Origin of the sequence: Streptomyces sp. NPDC051020 (assembly GCF_040683105.1) — a bacterium.
Classification (GTDB): Bacteria; Actinomycetota; Actinomycetes; order Streptomycetales; family Streptomycetaceae; genus Streptomyces.
This window is the reverse complement of the sequence record NZ_JBFBCG010000046.1, coordinates 28,615-43,873: the sequence shown is the minus strand read 5'-3', so window position 1 is coordinate 43,873 and position 15,259 is coordinate 28,615. Positions and strand designations below refer to the sequence as shown.

The following is a 15,259-nucleotide window of genomic DNA, read 5'->3' as shown; positions in this document are numbered from 1 at the left end:
CTTCTTCTCGTGCGGCGGGTCACGGTCGGCACATTCCGGCCGGTGCGGACGTCGCGCATGTGTTGCCGGTGAAGGTGTTGCTCGGCCCGGCTTCCTGGTTGGCCAGGTCCGCGGGCCGGTTGCCCAGCACCACATTGCGGCTGATGGTGTTGCCGGTGCTGTGGGCGCCCACGAAGCTCTTGAACAGCACGAGGCCGCCGGACAGCGGGGTGGCGCCCACGTTGTTCCGGATCGTGTTGTCGCGCACCTTGGTGTCCACGGTGCCGGTGAGGACGATGCCGGAGCCCTGAATGGCGGGCAGTCGGGGGGTCGCCGGGCAGAACTTGTTGTTGCCGGTGACCCGGTTGTTGCGGATGGTCATCACCCCGGCCTGCGGCTTACCCTCGTCGCCGACGACGAACATGCCGCTGCAGTTGCCGGTGAAGGTGTTGTCCCGGATGGTGAGGTTGCGGACGCGGCGGGCGGTGATGCCGATCCGGTTGTCCGTCAGCGTGTTGCCGCGGAGCTGCGTCCCGCGGGTGTCGGTGGCTCCGCCCTCCTCGGCCACGGTGTTCGCGACGAAGATGCCGGCGTCGCCGTTGCCGTGGGCGGTGTTGCTCCGGAGCTCGGAGCGGGTCGACCTCTCCTGGGCGATGCCCCAGACACCGTTGGTCTCGGCGGTCACTTGCCCGACCTTCAGACCGTCGGTCCAGGACGCCCAGATGCCGTTCTTCTTGAATCCGGAGACGGTGAGGGAGCGGATGTTCACACCGTCGACGGTGTGAGCGGACGTGCCCAGCACGCAGATGCCGTTGCCGGCTTTCGCGCAGGCGTTGCCGGCCTTGGTCCCGGTCGCGCTCGGCTTGATGACGGTCCGGGCCCCGCTGCCGCGCAGGGTCAGACCCTGTTTCTTGATCAGGACGCTCTCGTGGTAGGTGCCGGCCTGGACGACGATGGTGTCACCCGTCCGGGCGGCGTCCACGGCGGCCTGGATCGACTGGCCCGGTTGGACCGTCCGCACGGCCGGGGTAGCGGCGGAGACGGACGGTTCGGCGCAGGCCACCGCGGTGGCCGAGACAACTGCCATGCACACGAGGCTGGTGATGTGTCGTTTCCTCATGAGCCGAAGCTATGGGCGATCGCCGCCCACTGCCACGCAGGGTGAGCGGACGAGCGTATCCCGTGCCCGAATGGCTTAGACCGACCGGCACATGGGGGGGGGTGGGTGAAGGAGCGGGTCTGGGTGGGTGCAGCTGCAAGGCGGAGGAGGGAGGCAACGCGAAGGGGGCCCCTCCCATGCCTTTCGGGCCATGGAGTTGTTGACTGACGACAACGCCGCAGATGTGCGCACCCAGCCCCGCGACGCCGCCTCCCATGTGCCGGTCGGTCTTACGACCGGACGGCCGCGTCGCACGTCCGGGGTTGCTCGCGGGCTGAGGCAATCGGGTGACTCGGCGCGTCTCAGCCCTGAGCCCCGCTGCCGGGTGCCACGACAGAGCGGGCCCACCGGTAGTCGGCCTTGCCACTCGGTGAGCGCTGGATCTGCGGAGCGATCACCAGCTGCCGGGGGATCTTGTATCCGGCGAGACGGGTCCGGCAGTGCGCCTGGACGTCGTCGAGCGAGGGCTCGGACGCGCCTTCCCGCAGCTGCACGACCGCTGCCACGCGATTGCCCCACCGTGCGTCGGGCACCCCCGCCACCAGTGCGTCGTACACGTCCGGATGGGACTTGAGGGCTTGTTCGACCTCCTCCGGGTACACTTTCTCGCCGCCGGTGTTGATGCACTGGGAGCCGCGTCCGAGGACGGTGACGATGCCGTCCGCGTCGACGGTCGCCATGTCACCCAGCAGCACCCACCGCTGCTCACCCTTGCGGAAGAACGTCTCCGCGGTCTTCTTCGGGTCGTTGTAGTAGCCGAGCGGCACATGTCCCCGTTGGGCGATCCGCCCCGGCTCGCCCGGGGCCACGGGTTCGTACGTCGACGGATCGACGACCAGAGTGCGGGAGTTGACCTGGAGACGGAATCCGTTCTGCGGACCGGAGTCGGCCGTTGCCGTGCCGTTGAAGCCGGACTCGGACGAGCCGAAGTTGTTCAGCATCATCACGGTGGGCACCAGTGACTGGAACTCCGCGCGCACCGAGTCCGACATGATCGCGCCCGAGCTGGAGACGGAGAACATGGACGAACAGTCGGTGCCCTTCAGCGGTCCCTTCAGTGCGTCGATCAGCGGCCGCAGCATCGCGTCGCCGACCAGCGACACGCTGGTGACCTTCTCCTTCTCGATCGTCCGGAGCACCTCCTCGGGGACGAACTTGCGGTGAATGACGACCCGCTGCCCGAAGTTGAACCCGATGAACGCGGTGAGCGTCGAGGTGCCGTGCATCAGCGGGGGAGTGGGGAAGAACGTGATGCCGCCACCACCCGCGGCCACCCGCTCGGCCAGTTCCTGCGGCGTCTTCACCGGCTCGCCGGTCGGGGCCCCGCCGCCGAGGCCGGAGAAGAAGAGGTCCTCCTGGCGCCACATCACACCCTTGGGCATGCCCGTGGTCCCACCGGTGTAGATGATGAACTGGTCGTCCGCCGAGCGCGGGGCGAAACCGCGCCGGGGACTCCCCGCCGCTTCGGCATCGGCGAACGCCACGGCATCCGGACCGGGCACGCCCGCCACCGGCGTGCCCACCCGTACGAGATGGCGGAGCTTGCGGGCCTTCGGCGCGGCGGCCGCGACCCGCTCGTCGAACTCGGCGTCGAAGACCAGCGCCGCCAGATCCGCATCACGGTAGAGGTAGATCAACTCCTCTTCCACGTAGCGGTAGTTGACATTGACCGGTACCAGGCGTGCCTTGAGGCAGGCCAGTACCGTCTGGAGGTACTCGATGCCGTTGTAGAGGTGGAGGCCGAGGTGCTCTCCCGGCGTGAGGCCCGCGTCGATCAGATGGTGGGCGATCCGGTTGGCGGCGGCGTCCAGCTCCGCGTAGGTGAGCCGGCGCTCCGCGCCCGTACCGGGGTGGTCGAGGTACACGAGCGCCTCGCGATCCGGGACCGCGTCGACGACCGACTCGAACAGGTCGGCAAGGTTGTACTCCACCGTTCCTCCTGACCCCGGGGCACTGAGTGGCTCGGCGGCCATTAGAGCGTCGACCGGCACAACTGGGAAGGGGTGCCGTAGAAGAAATCTGACTGACTGTCAGAAAGCTATTGAACTGAACCCCGGCCTACTGCAACCTGTTCTGGATCTGGATCTGGATCTGGATCTGGATCTGGAGACGGGAGGCAGGCAATGGGTGGTACGGAACACCTCACCGTGCAGCGCGAAGGCGCCACACTGGTGCTCACCCTGAACAGGCCGGAGGCGAAGAACGCGCTCTCGCTGCCGATGCTGGTCGGGCTGTACGACGGCTGGCTGGCCGCGGACGAGGACGACGGCATCCGATCCGTCGTCCTCACCGGCGCGGGCGGTACCTTCTGCGCCGGCATGGACCTCAAGGCGCTGGCGGGCAAGGGGATGGAGAGCGAGCAGTACCGGGACCGGATGACGGCCGACCCCGATCTGCACTGGAAGGCGATGCTGCGCCACCACCGCCCCCGCAAACCGGTCATCGCCGCAGTCGAGGGATACTGCGTGGCCGGCGGCACCGAGATCCTGCAGGGCACGGACATCCGCATCGCCGGCGTGAGCGCCACCTTCGGACTCTTCGAGGTCAAGCGCGGACTGTTCCCCATCGGAGGCTCGACGGTCCGGCTGCCGCGCCAGATCCCCCGCACCCACGCCCTCGAAATGCTGCTCACCGGACGCCCGTACAGTGCGGACGAAGCCGCCCGTATCGGGCTCATCGGCCGAGTCGTCCCCGACGGCACCGCACTGGAGCAGGCCCTCGACGTCGCCGAGCGGATCAATGCCTGCGGCCCGCTCGCCGTCGAAGCCGTCAAGGCCTCCGTGTACGAGACCGCCGAGATGACCGAGAGCGAGGGCCTCGCCGCCGAACTGAATCGCGGCCGGCCGGTCTTCACCACCGCCGATGCCAAGGAAGGCGCCCGCGCCTTCGCCGAGAAACGCCCGCCTGTGTACCGGCGCGCCTGAGCCAAGGAGACAACAGTGCCCGACATCCTCAGCGCACCGCTGGTGGTCGAGTTCCCCTTCACCCGCTCCCTCGGCCCCGTCCAGAGTGCCTTCCTCACCGGACTGCGCGAGCGGACCGTCCTCGGCGTGCGGACCGCCGACGGACGAGTCCTCGTCCCGCCCGTCGAGTACGACCCCGTCACCGCCGAAGAACTCCGCGAACTGACCGAGGTCGCCGCCACGGGCACCGTCGTCACCTGGGCCTGGAACCCCGCCCCGCGCCGCGACCAGCCCCTGGCCGCCCCGTTCGCCTGGGTGCTGGTCAAGCTGGACGGGGCCGACACCGCACTGCTCCACGTCCTTGACGCACCGGGACCCGGAGCAGTGCACACTGGCATGCGCGTCCGCATCCGCTGGTCCCCGGAGCGTACCGGTGCCATCACGGACATCGCCTGCTTCGAACCGTACGAGGGTGAGGTCGGCCAACCATCCCCGCACAGCGGTGAGTTCGCGGACCCTGTCACCGGCATCGTCACCCCGGCCCGCCTCGACTACACGTACACCCCCGGCCGCGCCCAGAACGCGTACCTGGGCGCCCTTTCCGAACAACGCACCGTCGGTGAGCGCTGCCCGTCCTGCCGCAAGGTGTATGTCCCGCCCCGCGGCGCCTGCCCCACCTGCGGCGTCGCCACCGCGGAACAGGTCGAGGTCGGCCCGCGCGGCACCGTCACCACCTACTGCATCGTCAACATCAAGGCGAAGAATCTCGACATCGAAGTGCCGTACGTCTACGCCCACATCGCGCTCGACGGCGCCGACCTCGCCCTGCACGGACGGATCGGCGGCATCCCGTACGACCAGGTGCGCATGGGGCTGCGGGTCGAACCCGTCTGGACCGGGGAGGGCCGCCACCCCGACCACTACCGGCCCACCGGAGAGCCGGACGCCGACTACGACGTGTACAAGGAGCTGCTGTAGATGCGAGACGTAGCGATCGTCGCCTTCGCGCAGACGGATCATCTGCGGCGCACCGACGAACTCTCCGAAGTCGACATGCTGATGCCGGTTCTCCACCAGGTCCTCGACGCCACCGGTCTGAAGGCGAGCGACATCGGGTTCACCTGCTCGGGATCCAGCGACTACCTCGCCGGCCGAGCCTTCTCCTTCACCATGGCGCTCGACGGCGTCGGCGCCCACCCGCCGATTTCCGAGTCCCATGTGGAGATGGACGGCGCCTGGGCGCTGTACGAGGCATGGGTGAAACTCCAGACCGGCGAGGCCGACACCGCCCTTGTCTACGCGTACGGGAAGTCATCTCCCGGCAACGTGCGCGACGTCCTCACCCGCCAGCTCGACCCGTATTACGTGGGCCCGCTCTGGCCCGACTCCATCGCCCTCGCCGCACTCCAGGCCCAGGCGCTGATCGACGCGGGCCACACCGACGAGGCCGCCCTCGCCGCGATCGCCCACCGCAGCCGCACCGCTGCCGCGGACAACCCGCACGCACAGCTCTCGGGTTCGGTCCCGGTCGGTGACTACCTCGTACAGCCGCTCCGCACCGGGGACTGCCCGCCCGTCGGCGACGGCGCCGCCGCCGTGATCCTCGCCGCCGGCGACACCGCACGCGCCCTGTGCACCCGCCCCGCCTGGATCCGTGGCATCGACCACCGCATCGAGGCCCACAGTCTCGGGGTGCGCGACTTGACCGACTCGCCGTCGACCCGCCTCGCCGCCGAACGCGCGGGGGCCTTCGAAGGACCGGTGGACACCGCGGAGCTGCATGCCCCGTTCACGTCGCAGGAGGTCGTGCTGCGCAGGGCGCTCGGACTCGACACCGGCGTCAACGTCAACCCGTCCGGAGGAGCGCTCGCGGCCAACCCCGTCATGGCTGCCGGGCTGATCCGGCTCGGCGAGGCCGCGGCCCGCATCCAGCGCGGCGAGTCGGACCGGGCGCTCGCTCATGCCACCTCCGGGCCCTGCCTGCAACAGAATCTGGTCGCTGTCCTCGAAGGGGAGGCCGGTCATGCCTAAGGAGCCCGTGGCCGTCGTCGGCATCGGCCAGACCAAGCATGTCGCCGCCCGCCGGGACGTCTCTCTTGCCGGCCTGGTCCGCGAGGCCGCTGTCCGCGCGCTGCAGGACGCCGCACTGACCTGGGCGGACATCGACGCCGTCGTGATCGGGAAGGCGCCGGACTTCTTCGAGGGCCTGATGATGCCGGAGCTCTATCTGGCCGATGCCCTCGGCGCGGTCGGCAAACCGATGCTGCGGGTGCACACCGCGGGCTCGGTCGGCGGCTCCACCGCACTCGTCGCCGCGAATCTGGTCTCCGCACGCGTGCATCGCACCGTTCTCACCCTGGCCTTCGAGAAGCAGTCCGAGTCCAACGCCATGTGGGGCCTGTCACTGCCCATCCCGTTCCAGCAACCCCTGCTCGCGGGCGCGGGCGGCTTCTTCGCCCCGCACGTGCGCGCGTACATGCGCCGCACGGGAGCTCCCGACACAGTCGGCTCGCTCGTCGCGTACAAGGACCGGCGCAACGCGCTCAAGAACCCGTACGCACACATCCACGACCCGGACATCACTCTGGAGAAGGTCCAGTCGGCACCGATGCTCTGGGATCCGATCCGCTACTCCGAGACCTGCCCGTCCTCGGACGGCGCGTGCGCGATGATCCTCACCGACCGGGCCGGCGCGGACCGTTCACCGCATCCTGCCGCCTGGGTGCACGGCGGGGCGATGCGCAGCGAACCGACCCTCTTCGCGGGCAAGGACTTCGTGTCGCCGCAAGCGGGCAAGGACTGCGCCGCCGATGTGTACCGTCAGGCCGGGATCGCCGACCCGCGCAGGGAGATCGACGCCGTGGAGATGTACGTCCCGTTCTCCTGGTACGAGCCGATGTGGCTGGAGAACCTCGGTTTTGCCGACGAGGGGGAGGGCTGGAAGCTCACCGAGTCCGGCGTCACCGAACTCGACGGCGATCTGCCGGTGAACCCCTCGGGCGGAGTGCTCTCCACCAACCCCATCGGTGCCTCCGGCATGATCCGCTTCGCCGAGGCCGCCCTGCAGGTGCGCGGACAGGCGGGCGAACACCAGGTGCCGGACGCCCGCAAGGCGCTCGGCCACGCCTACGGCGGTGGGGCGCAGTTCTTCTCCATGTGGCTGGTCGGAGCCGAACCACCCACCGGCTGACCCGGCTGCCGTCCCGGACCGGCCGAATGACCCTTGGCCGCGGCCTGTCCGGGACCGCCGACGGTGGCTAGGCTTTGGCCGGGACGACGAGCGGGAGGAGCCGACGTGGCGGAGAGCACCACCACCCAGCAGCCTTTTGCCGGCTGGGACAAGCCGGACCTCGATCTCAGCAACGCGAACTGGCAGCCGGGCACTCAGGGTGCCGGGGATGTCCAGATCGCCTTCGTCGAGGGATTCATCGCGATGCGCAACGCCGGACGACCCGGCAGCCCTTCGCTGATCTTCACCCCGGCCGAATGGCGGGCCTTCGTGGTGAACGCCCGCGACGGCGAGTTCGACCTCACCTGACGTCCGGCCTCACCCGAGGGCCGCCCCGCCCAGGACGGACGACGGGGAGACACTTGCCGCCGTACGGACCCTGCGCGCGGCCGTCCGGGCGCTCTTCGCGCATGCCGTCCGCCCCGACGAGCCGAGCCCCGCCGAGGTGCGCAGCCTGATGCCCGTGCCGGAGGCACTCGACCGGCTCAATGCCGCGGCCGCCGCCGTCCCGGCCGTCCCGCGCCTGGAATGGCCGGATGGCGGCGCCCCCTCGTCTCCCGTCACCCGACCGGAGGTACGCCGCGGCGGAACGCCCTGCGCGCTGCCCTGGCCCGCGCCGCGACCGGCTTCCTCGCCGGACGGGACTTGGCCGCACTGCGCGCCTGCCACGCCCCACGGTGCGTCCGCTATTTCGTCAAGGAGCATCCCCGCCAGGAGTGGTGCACGCCGTCCTGCGGCAACCGCGCCCGAGTGGCCCGCCACCACGAGCGGCACCGCACCCCGCCCTCGCAGGGCGTGCCGCAGTAGCGTGGTGATCATGACTGGCGAGCGTGATCTTCGAACCCTGCTGAGCGGCCTGCGGCCGGAGCTGAATCCCGGCCGGTACGTCTTCACCACGGTGCCCGGCGCCGCAGTCCCCGCCGGAGTCACTCCGGCGGTGACGGTCGCCGAGCCCGAGGGGCTGACTCTCGTGGTCCCGGAATCGGAAGCCCTCTCCGCGGGGCTCGCGTACGACTATGTGGCGGCCTGGATCACCCTTCGCGTCCACTCCGCCCTGGACGCAGTCGGACTCACCGCTGCCGTGGCGCTGGCCCTCACGGACGCGGACGTCAGCTGCAATGTGGTGGCGGGCTACCACCACGACCACCTGTTCGTCCCCCACGGGCGTGGCGCCGAGGCGGTGAGTGTGCTGCAGGCCCTCGCCGCGGAGTCCGACGGGAGGGTCTCCGGGCCCGGCTCCGCAAGGTGAGCCGGGACACGTAACATGTCTGCATGTCCTTCCTCCGCCGCCGTAGCGCCGCCACACCCGCGGGCCCGGATTTCGACGTCCTGGCCATGGACCCGGGCGACTGGCCCGGAAATCTCGGCGCCGGTCTGCTGCCCGCCCCCGACGGGAGCTGTCAGGGCGTCTTCCTGCGGTACGACCTGTTCGGCGGCCGCGGACCGGCGATGATCATCGGCAATCTCCCGGAGGGCTCGCCTGCTCGCGAGACCGAGGAGGGGCAGGTCCCCTTCGAGGTCGCGCAGCTGCTGCTCGCGCTGGAGAACGACGAGCCGGTCGAGGTGACCGGCACCGATGACATGCCCGTGATGCAGGGTGACAACCTCCTGATCGTCCGGCGCGTCAAGCTCTCCGAGACCCGGATCTCCTGCGTCCAGTTCGACCGCAGTGACGGGGTGCTCGTCACCATCGCCAGCTGGGACCGGCCGATCACCGATGATCTGTACACCCTGCTGAAGCCGCTGCCGGCCGAGCTGTTCCAACAGGGCTGAAACGTCCCTGCTCCTGCGACCCCGGCATCCCACAACGGCCGTCCGTACTGATCGGGCGGCCGCAGGGCCACTTCTGCCCAAGGATGCGCAGCCTCTGGCCAAGAGGCTGCTTGCCATGCGCCTTGTCCGGATAGTCATCGGATCTTTAGCGGCATGTGGCATGACACCTGGGATCAGGCGTCGCCCAACCGTCAAGACAGCTATCGGCGCAACGGGCGCCCTGGCGCTGGGAATGCCTGCCCTTACTGGAACGGCTGCCGCCGACAGTACCTCCGATGAATCGCGGGGATCGCAGGAGCCGAAGGGAATCGAGACACTGGTGGACCCGGTGCTCGGGTACCGCGCCCCGGCCGCGGGCTGGGGGCGGGCTGGGGGCGCGACTCACTGCCCATCGGCGGCGGGCCCTCGGTGCGAGCGTCTACGGCAGCTCGCCACCGAACGGCTCACCTTCACGAGAAGACGCTTTGGACCGGCGGCCCCGGCTCCGCCCAGGGATACGATTTCGGCAACTGGACCACCCCCAGACCCGGCGCCCTCGCCGGAGTGCAGCAGCGCCTCGACGCCGAGGGTTCGCTCGACCCGGACTCCGTCGCCGACGAGCTCGGCCAGGCGCGCCGCGGCTACGGCGGCTACCAGGTCTTCGGCGACCTGCTGCTGGACCTGCCGAACGCCCCGGCCGCCCCCCGACGCCACCTACCGCCACGCCCGTCCGCGGGCAGGCCCGCCGTGTGGTGATCACGGCGAGCCGCAGCCGCGAAGTGACCGTCCGCAGCTCACCGTTCGCGAACGGCAAGAAGGTCTTCAAGGCCCGTGCGGGCGGCCGTTACCCGCTGATCGCCGAGGGCTGAGCGAACAGCGCGGTCACCCGCGCCGCCGAGATGCCGAGCCCGGTGGGACCACCGAGGTGCCACGGGGCGCCGGTACCGCGCCGCAGATCCTCCTCGCGGTAGCGCCGGCAGCCCCGGTGCCAGATCAGGATGCCCGCGATCCAGTGCTTGAGCTCCTGGACATAGCCTGCCAGGATCTCCCTCGCCTCGGCATCGAGCCCGAAGTCGTCGTACAGGAGCGGGAGTTCCTGCTCGGCGACATGGAGGAACTGGCGGAGCCGGGAGTTCATCAGGTCGTGCACGATCGCCATCCCGGTCGGGTAGTCGACCCCGAAGAAGTTCTGCACGACCAGGACGCCGTTGTGCACCTCACCTTCGTACTCGATCTCCTTCTGGTACGAGAAGAGGTCGTTGAGCAGGCACGCGTAGTCGGCGGCGGCGTTCTCGAGGGAGCGCAGCGGACCGCTGCGGTAGATCTCTTCCGGCACCTTCCTGCCGTGACCGAGCCGGGACAGACTCATCGTGAGATCCGAACCGAACGTCAGCCGCCGCATCTCGATGTAGTCCACCGGATCCGGGATCCGGTTCTGCGCCTGATTGGCCAGTTCCCACAGCCAACTCGCCGTCATCGACTCGATGGCCGTACGGAACGCGCGTCGTGCGCTGTCGTCCATCGGTGTCGCGGTCCGCTCCCAGAGATCGGCGAGACCGCGCTCCAGCGCGTTCAGGGGGTCGGGCACCGCGGAACCGTCCAATGGCATGAACAGCGACAGCCGCTCGTTGGCCAGCCGCGCCCCGGCCAGGTCACGGGGTCTCCCGTGCACCACCGGGAACCAGTCGTCGCCGTATGTCCCCCAGGTCAGCCACTGCGAGGAGAGGTCCAGCTCGTCGGGCGTCGCGTCCGGATGCAGACCCGCCGCGCACAGCGGCAGATCGATCGCGACGAGCCGCTCCTCGTCCCAGATGTGCGAGCCCGGCACGCCCGGCTGTGCCTCCAGGATCCCCATCCGGTGGGACCAGTCGACGATCCGGACCCGGGCCCCGTCCAGATGCGGACTGAGCGTCGTGCCGAACGGCAGGTCGAAGTCGGGCAGCAGCGACGGACCGACCCGCTGGTACGGCACATGGGTGTGGCTGCGCAGCCGGGCCGACTCCGAACGCGGAGTGAACCGGATCGACGCCGCGGACATACCGAAGCCGAGGACAGCCTCGCCTGCCCCGCCGTTGTTCATGTAGCGGCTGGAACGCATGTGCCACTCATGGCCGCCGGACTGCCAGTCCTGCAAGCCCTTGACATAGGCGAGCACCGCGGCGGTCTCCGCCGGATCGAGCCCTTTCTCCGCGCACAGCGGCCCGAGTTCGGTGAGCGCGGTGTTCTCGAACTGCTGGAGCCGCGAGGTCAGCAGGTCGTTGACCGCCTCGGCCGCCTCCTGTGTGGAGCAGCCCAGAAACGTCTCCAGTACCAGCACCCCGTTGCTGTTCTCGCCCTCGTCCTCGACCTCCCGCTGGTAGGAGAAGAGGTCGTTGCGCAGATGCACTCCGTCGGAGAAGGCATCCCGCAGCACCCGCAGTGCCCGCTCGTCGGCCACCGACTCGGGCACCTCTGCGCCCGCCGCGTACTCCACCAGACCCGCAGACCATGGGGCTCCGCCCACCTTGCGACGCATCTCGATGTATTCGACGGGATTGGCGATGCGCCCCTCGTTGATATTGGCGAGCTCCCACAGTGACTCGTAGAGCAGATTCTTTGTCGCCTCCGCGAACCGGGCCCGCCAGGCGTCGGACATCCCCGGCACCGTCCGCGCCCACAGGTCGGCCAGCCCCGCCTCGACCGGATTTGTCGGCTCGGGTGTCGGCGCCCCACGCTCCATCGGCATGAAGGCGGGCAGCCGGTCCAGATATTTCTTTCCGCCTTCCCGGTCCGGGTTGCGCTTGAAAAGCTCCAGGAAGTGGTCGTCGAAGAAGAACACCCACACGTACCAGTCGGTGACCAGCGACAGGGCCTCCGCCGAGCAGTCGGGATGCGTGTACGCGCAGAGGAGCGCGTAGTCATGGGAGTCGAGGTCCTTCTCCTCCCAGATGCCGGACCCCTCCAGCATCCCTATGCTGCGCGCCCAGGTCCTGGTGTGCTGTCGGGCCTCCTCGGCATGGGAGTTGAGCCGTGCCGGATACGGAACATAGAAGTCCGGCAGGGTGAAGGGCTGAGCCATGTGCGTCCGGCCTTTCCGGGAGTCTCCGCGCGGGGTCGCGCGTACCTGTCGTGTCCGCGCGAGCACTACCCCTGGGCCGTCCGGGGCACGCACATCCTGAATTAGTCACACAAAAGGTGCGTCCTGGCGGGGGGTGCCGACGCACTCCGGCGCCCGGCCGCTGCTCCGTGAAACCCAGGTAACGGCCCACCGCCAGAAACCCGCTGCCTCTTTCCCGTCGCAGGTCAGAGACCCTGCCAGTGGTCTGGTCCAGTGGCTCAACCAGCAACCCTTCATGTGCTCTTGACGTGCCATCACCTCAGGTCACAGAGTGTGCGCCCATAGCGGAACAGTGAGATCGGCCCACGTACGACATTCCATGCGCACAGCTCCAAGAAGGGTTGTCATGACGTCCAAGCAGAGGACCAGACTCACGCTCGCCCTGACCACCGTCGGCGCCCTGAGTCTCGCGCTGCTCACCCCCGCGGCGCAGGCCGGCGCGGACGGGGTGCGGCCCGAGTGTCCGCGCGGCCTCGACTGCGACTGGGTCCCGGCGGCCTACCAGCAGACCGGCGATCCGGCCGACAAGGAGACGTACGGCAACTACGACACCGCGGACCGGCCGCACAGCAACAAGATCAAATTCATCGTTCTGCATGACACCGAGGAGGACTTCGACACCACGCTGAGGATCTTCCAGAACCCGCTGAAGCAGACCTCCGCCCACTACGTGGTGCGCTCGGGCGACGGTCATGTCACCCAGATGGTCAAAAACAAGGACGTCGCCTGGCAGGCGGGCAACTGGTACGTCAACACCCACTCCATCGGCATCGAGCAGGAGGGGGTCGCCGTCGAGGGCGCCACGTGGTACACCCCCGAGATGTACAACTCGACGGCGAAGCTGGTGCGTTACCTCGCCGACAAGTACGACATCCCACTCGACCGGCAGCACATCATCGGCCACGACGGCGTGCCGCCCACCAGTGCGGCCGGTACCAGGAAGATGCACTGGGACCCGGGTCCCTACTGGGACTGGAACCGCTTCATGGCACTGCTCGGCAAGCCGACGACCGTGCCGAGCGCCCCGAAGAGCAGTCCTCTCGTCACCGTCAGCCCCCGGTTCAAGGACAACCAGCAGGCCTTCCGCGACTGCGAGAAGGGCGTCGACCTGCCGGTCCAGGGCAGCAGTGCCGTCCCGCTCCACACCGAACCCTCCACCGACGCACCGCTCTTCTCCGACCCCGGACTGCACACCGACGGCTCGCCCGGCACGAACTGCGCGGCCGACTGGGGCAGCAAGATCAGCGCGACCCATCAGGCGGTCGTCGCGGACCATGCGCCCGGATGGACGGCGATCTGGTGGTACGGCAAGAAGGCCTGGTTCCAGACCCCGGCGCACACCCGGACCACCGTCCCGACCGCCGGCTACGTCGTACGCCCGAAGGAGGGCCGGACCGAGGTGCCGGTGTACGGGGTGGCCTACCCGGAGAAGTCCGAGTACCCCGCGGACTTCGCGGACAAGCGAGTCGGGACTGCGCTGCCGTACACGATCAAGGCCGGGCAGTCGTACCCCGGCGGCGGCGAGGCGCCGACCGGCTTCTTCTACGCCCCGACGATCGATGCGTCGTACCCGCTGGACCACTCGTACTTCCAGGGCCAGGAGAAGTATGTGACGGTGCAGATCGGCCACCGGGTGGCCTTCGTGAAGACGTCCGACGTGGATGTGGTACGGGTGCGGTGAGGGCCGGGGACGGGGGCGGGCGCCCTGCGGGGGCTCCGCCCCCGGACCCACGTTCCTCGATCGCCCAAGGGGCCGGAGTCTGCCGGTTCGGCGTGACTGTCCGTGCAGGTGGAGAACCACGCCCGGCCTGCGATTGAGGAAAGGGGCCCGGGCGGTGCCCCGGTTTCGGGAAGCGGCGGGCAGGGGAACAAGCTCCGCGCAGCGGCCCCCCCGCCCCTACCCCCGTCCCCCCGCCACCTCCCGGTCCACCTGCCGCGGCGACAACGCGTGCTCGATCGCCAGGATCCCCGCCCCCACCGCCGCCGCATTCTCCCCCGTACGGCTCGGCTCGATCCGCAACAGCTGCGTGGCCAGGGGATGCGAGCGCCGGTACACCGCTTCCCGTACACCGGCGAGCAGTTGATCGTGCACGGCGGCCAGCGCACCGCCCATCACCACCGTGTCCGGGTTGAAGAAGTTCACCAGCGCCGCGAGGACCTCCCCGACCGCCCGTCCCGCCTCGCGCACCATCAGCACCGCGTCGCGGTTCCCGGACTTCACCAGCCGCACCACATCGCTGCCCGATGTCGCGTCCAGCCCGAGTCCGGCGAGCTTCGCCGCCAGTGACGCGCCGCCCGCCACCGCCTCCAGGCAGCCCGAATTGCCGCACCGGCACGGCTCGTCGATTTCCGCGACGCGGATGTGGCCGATGTCGCCCGCGCAGCCCTGCGCGCCCCGGTGCAGCCGGCCGTCGGACACGATCCCGCAGCCGATGCCGGTGCCGACCTTGATGTACAGGAGGTAGCGGCAGTCGGGGAAGGCGCGGCGCTGTTCCGCCAGGGCCATGACGTTCACGTCGTTGTCGACGAGCGCCCGTACCCCGAACCGGGAGGCGAAGAACTCCGGTATCGGGTACTGGTGCCAGCCCGGCATGATCGGCGGATCGACCGGTCGGCCGGTGGAGAACTCCACCGGGCCCGGCACCCCGACGCCGATGGACTTGAGTGCGCCGGGCGACCGGCCCGCTTCCTTGAGGAGAGCGTGCACGGTCCGTTCGACATGGCGCAGTACGGAGTCGGGGCCGTCCCCGATCGCCAGGGGATTTTCCCGCGTCGCGAGCGTCGCACCGCCGATGTCCAGCAGCGCCACCCTGCAGTGCGAGGCCCCCAGGTCCACCCCGGCCACCGCATGCTCACGAGTCCGCAGTGCCAGCCGGCGAGGAGGGCGTCCCCCGGTAGAGGCGCCGTCCGCGTCCTCGTCCACGAATCCGTGCGCGATCAGCGCGTCCACCCGCTGGGAGACCGTTGAACGTGCCAGCCCGGTGATCCGGGCGATGTCGGCGCGCGTTGCCACGGCCCCCGAACTGATCAGCGCGAGCACCTCGCCGGGCGAGTGCGAGGAGACGGCGGACAGGCGATCCGACTGCAAAGACATGGCAGTCACCCTAAGGACGACTTCCGCTGCTCACAAGGCAGTTGGT

The 15,259-nt window shown here is 69.5% G+C and carries 13 protein-coding genes and 1 pseudogene; 10 read left to right on the top strand and 4 right to left on the bottom strand.

Annotation, left to right across the window (positions count from 1 at the left end; translation table 11 throughout):
- Positions 1-19: 19 nt before the first annotated feature.
- Together AB0N06_RS24160 and AB0N06_RS24155 are read right to left on the bottom strand one after the other, a co-directional pair.
- The gene (locus AB0N06_RS24160) at positions 20-1,066 is read right to left on the bottom strand and encodes a right-handed parallel beta-helix repeat-containing protein (RefSeq protein ID WP_366136760.1); all 1,047 of its coding nucleotides are present in this window, start codon (positions 1,064-1,066) and stop codon (positions 20-22) included.
- Between the two features lie 374 nt (positions 1,067-1,440).
- Complete coding sequence (locus tag AB0N06_RS24155; protein ID WP_366136759.1) at positions 1,441-3,069, bottom strand: acyl-CoA synthetase; 1,629 nt, start codon at positions 3,067-3,069, stop codon at positions 1,441-1,443.
- A 192-nt stretch (positions 3,070-3,261) separates the two neighbouring features.
- Here AB0N06_RS24155 and AB0N06_RS24150 point away from each other — a divergent pair, with 192 nt between their 5' ends.
- The 9 genes and pseudogenes from AB0N06_RS24150 to AB0N06_RS24110 all read left to right on the top strand — a co-directional run bounded on the left by AB0N06_RS24150 (position 3,262) and on the right by AB0N06_RS24110 (position 9,778).
- Positions 3,262-4,062, top strand: a complete 801-nt coding sequence (locus AB0N06_RS24150; protein WP_366136758.1) for a crotonase/enoyl-CoA hydratase family protein — start codon at positions 3,262-3,264, stop codon at positions 4,060-4,062.
- 15 nt (positions 4,063-4,077) lie between these two features.
- Positions 4,078-5,019, top strand: coding sequence for an OB-fold domain-containing protein (locus AB0N06_RS24145; RefSeq protein WP_366136757.1), 942 nt, complete (start codon positions 4,078-4,080; stop codon positions 5,017-5,019).
- Entirely contained in the window at positions 5,020-6,072 is a 1,053-nt protein-coding gene (locus AB0N06_RS24140) for a thiolase domain-containing protein (RefSeq protein ID WP_366136756.1), read from the top strand.
- Positions 6,065-7,231 carry a thiolase domain-containing protein gene (locus AB0N06_RS24135; RefSeq protein WP_366136755.1) on the top strand — a complete coding sequence of 389 codons (1,167 nt, stop codon included), beginning with the start codon at positions 6,065-6,067 and terminating at the stop codon, positions 7,229-7,231. The genes AB0N06_RS24140 and AB0N06_RS24135 overlap by 8 nt, the downstream gene beginning before the upstream one ends.
- A 105-nt stretch (positions 7,232-7,336) precedes the next feature.
- Entirely contained in the window at positions 7,337-7,579 is a 243-nt protein-coding gene (locus AB0N06_RS24130; protein WP_266989605.1) for a DUF397 domain-containing protein, read from the top strand.
- Between the two features lie 49 nt (positions 7,580-7,628).
- Positions 7,629-8,077: pseudogene (locus AB0N06_RS24125) on the top strand (CGNR zinc finger domain-containing protein); the annotation flags it as partial.
- Positions 8,078-8,087: 10 nt separating this feature from the next.
- Positions 8,088-8,519 (top strand): ACT domain-containing protein, encoded by a 432-nt coding sequence (locus AB0N06_RS24120; RefSeq protein ID WP_366136754.1) that lies wholly within the window; start codon positions 8,088-8,090, stop codon positions 8,517-8,519.
- A 23-nt stretch (positions 8,520-8,542) separates the two neighbouring features.
- The gene (locus AB0N06_RS24115; RefSeq protein WP_030928952.1) at positions 8,543-9,043 is read left to right on the top strand and encodes a hypothetical protein; all 501 of its coding nucleotides are present in this window, start codon (positions 8,543-8,545) and stop codon (positions 9,041-9,043) included.
- 408 nt (positions 9,044-9,451) lie between these two features.
- Positions 9,452-9,778: a glycoside hydrolase N-terminal domain-containing protein gene (locus AB0N06_RS24110; protein WP_366136753.1), complete on the top strand. Its 327-nt coding sequence runs from the start codon at positions 9,452-9,454 to the stop codon at positions 9,776-9,778.
- A gap of 88 nt (positions 9,779-9,866) precedes the next feature.
- On the opposite strand, the gene AB0N06_RS24105 is transcribed toward AB0N06_RS24110, so the two are convergent.
- Positions 9,867-12,080 carry a terpene synthase family protein gene (locus AB0N06_RS24105; protein WP_366136752.1) on the bottom strand — a complete coding sequence of 738 codons (2,214 nt, stop codon included), beginning with the start codon at positions 12,078-12,080 and terminating at the stop codon, positions 9,867-9,869.
- Positions 12,081-12,465: 385 nt separating this feature from the next.
- Here AB0N06_RS24105 and AB0N06_RS24100 point away from each other — a divergent pair, with 385 nt between their 5' ends.
- Positions 12,466-13,800: a peptidoglycan recognition family protein gene (locus tag AB0N06_RS24100; RefSeq protein ID WP_366136751.1), complete on the top strand. Its 1,335-nt coding sequence runs from the start codon at positions 12,466-12,468 to the stop codon at positions 13,798-13,800.
- A 216-nt stretch (positions 13,801-14,016) separates the two neighbouring features.
- Here AB0N06_RS24100 and AB0N06_RS24095 read toward each other — a convergent pair whose 3' ends face one another.
- A complete protein-coding gene (locus AB0N06_RS24095) occupies positions 14,017-15,213 on the bottom strand; it encodes an ROK family transcriptional regulator (RefSeq protein ID WP_366136750.1) in 1,197 nt (398 codons plus the stop codon).
- Between the last annotated feature and the right edge of the window lie 46 nt (positions 15,214-15,259).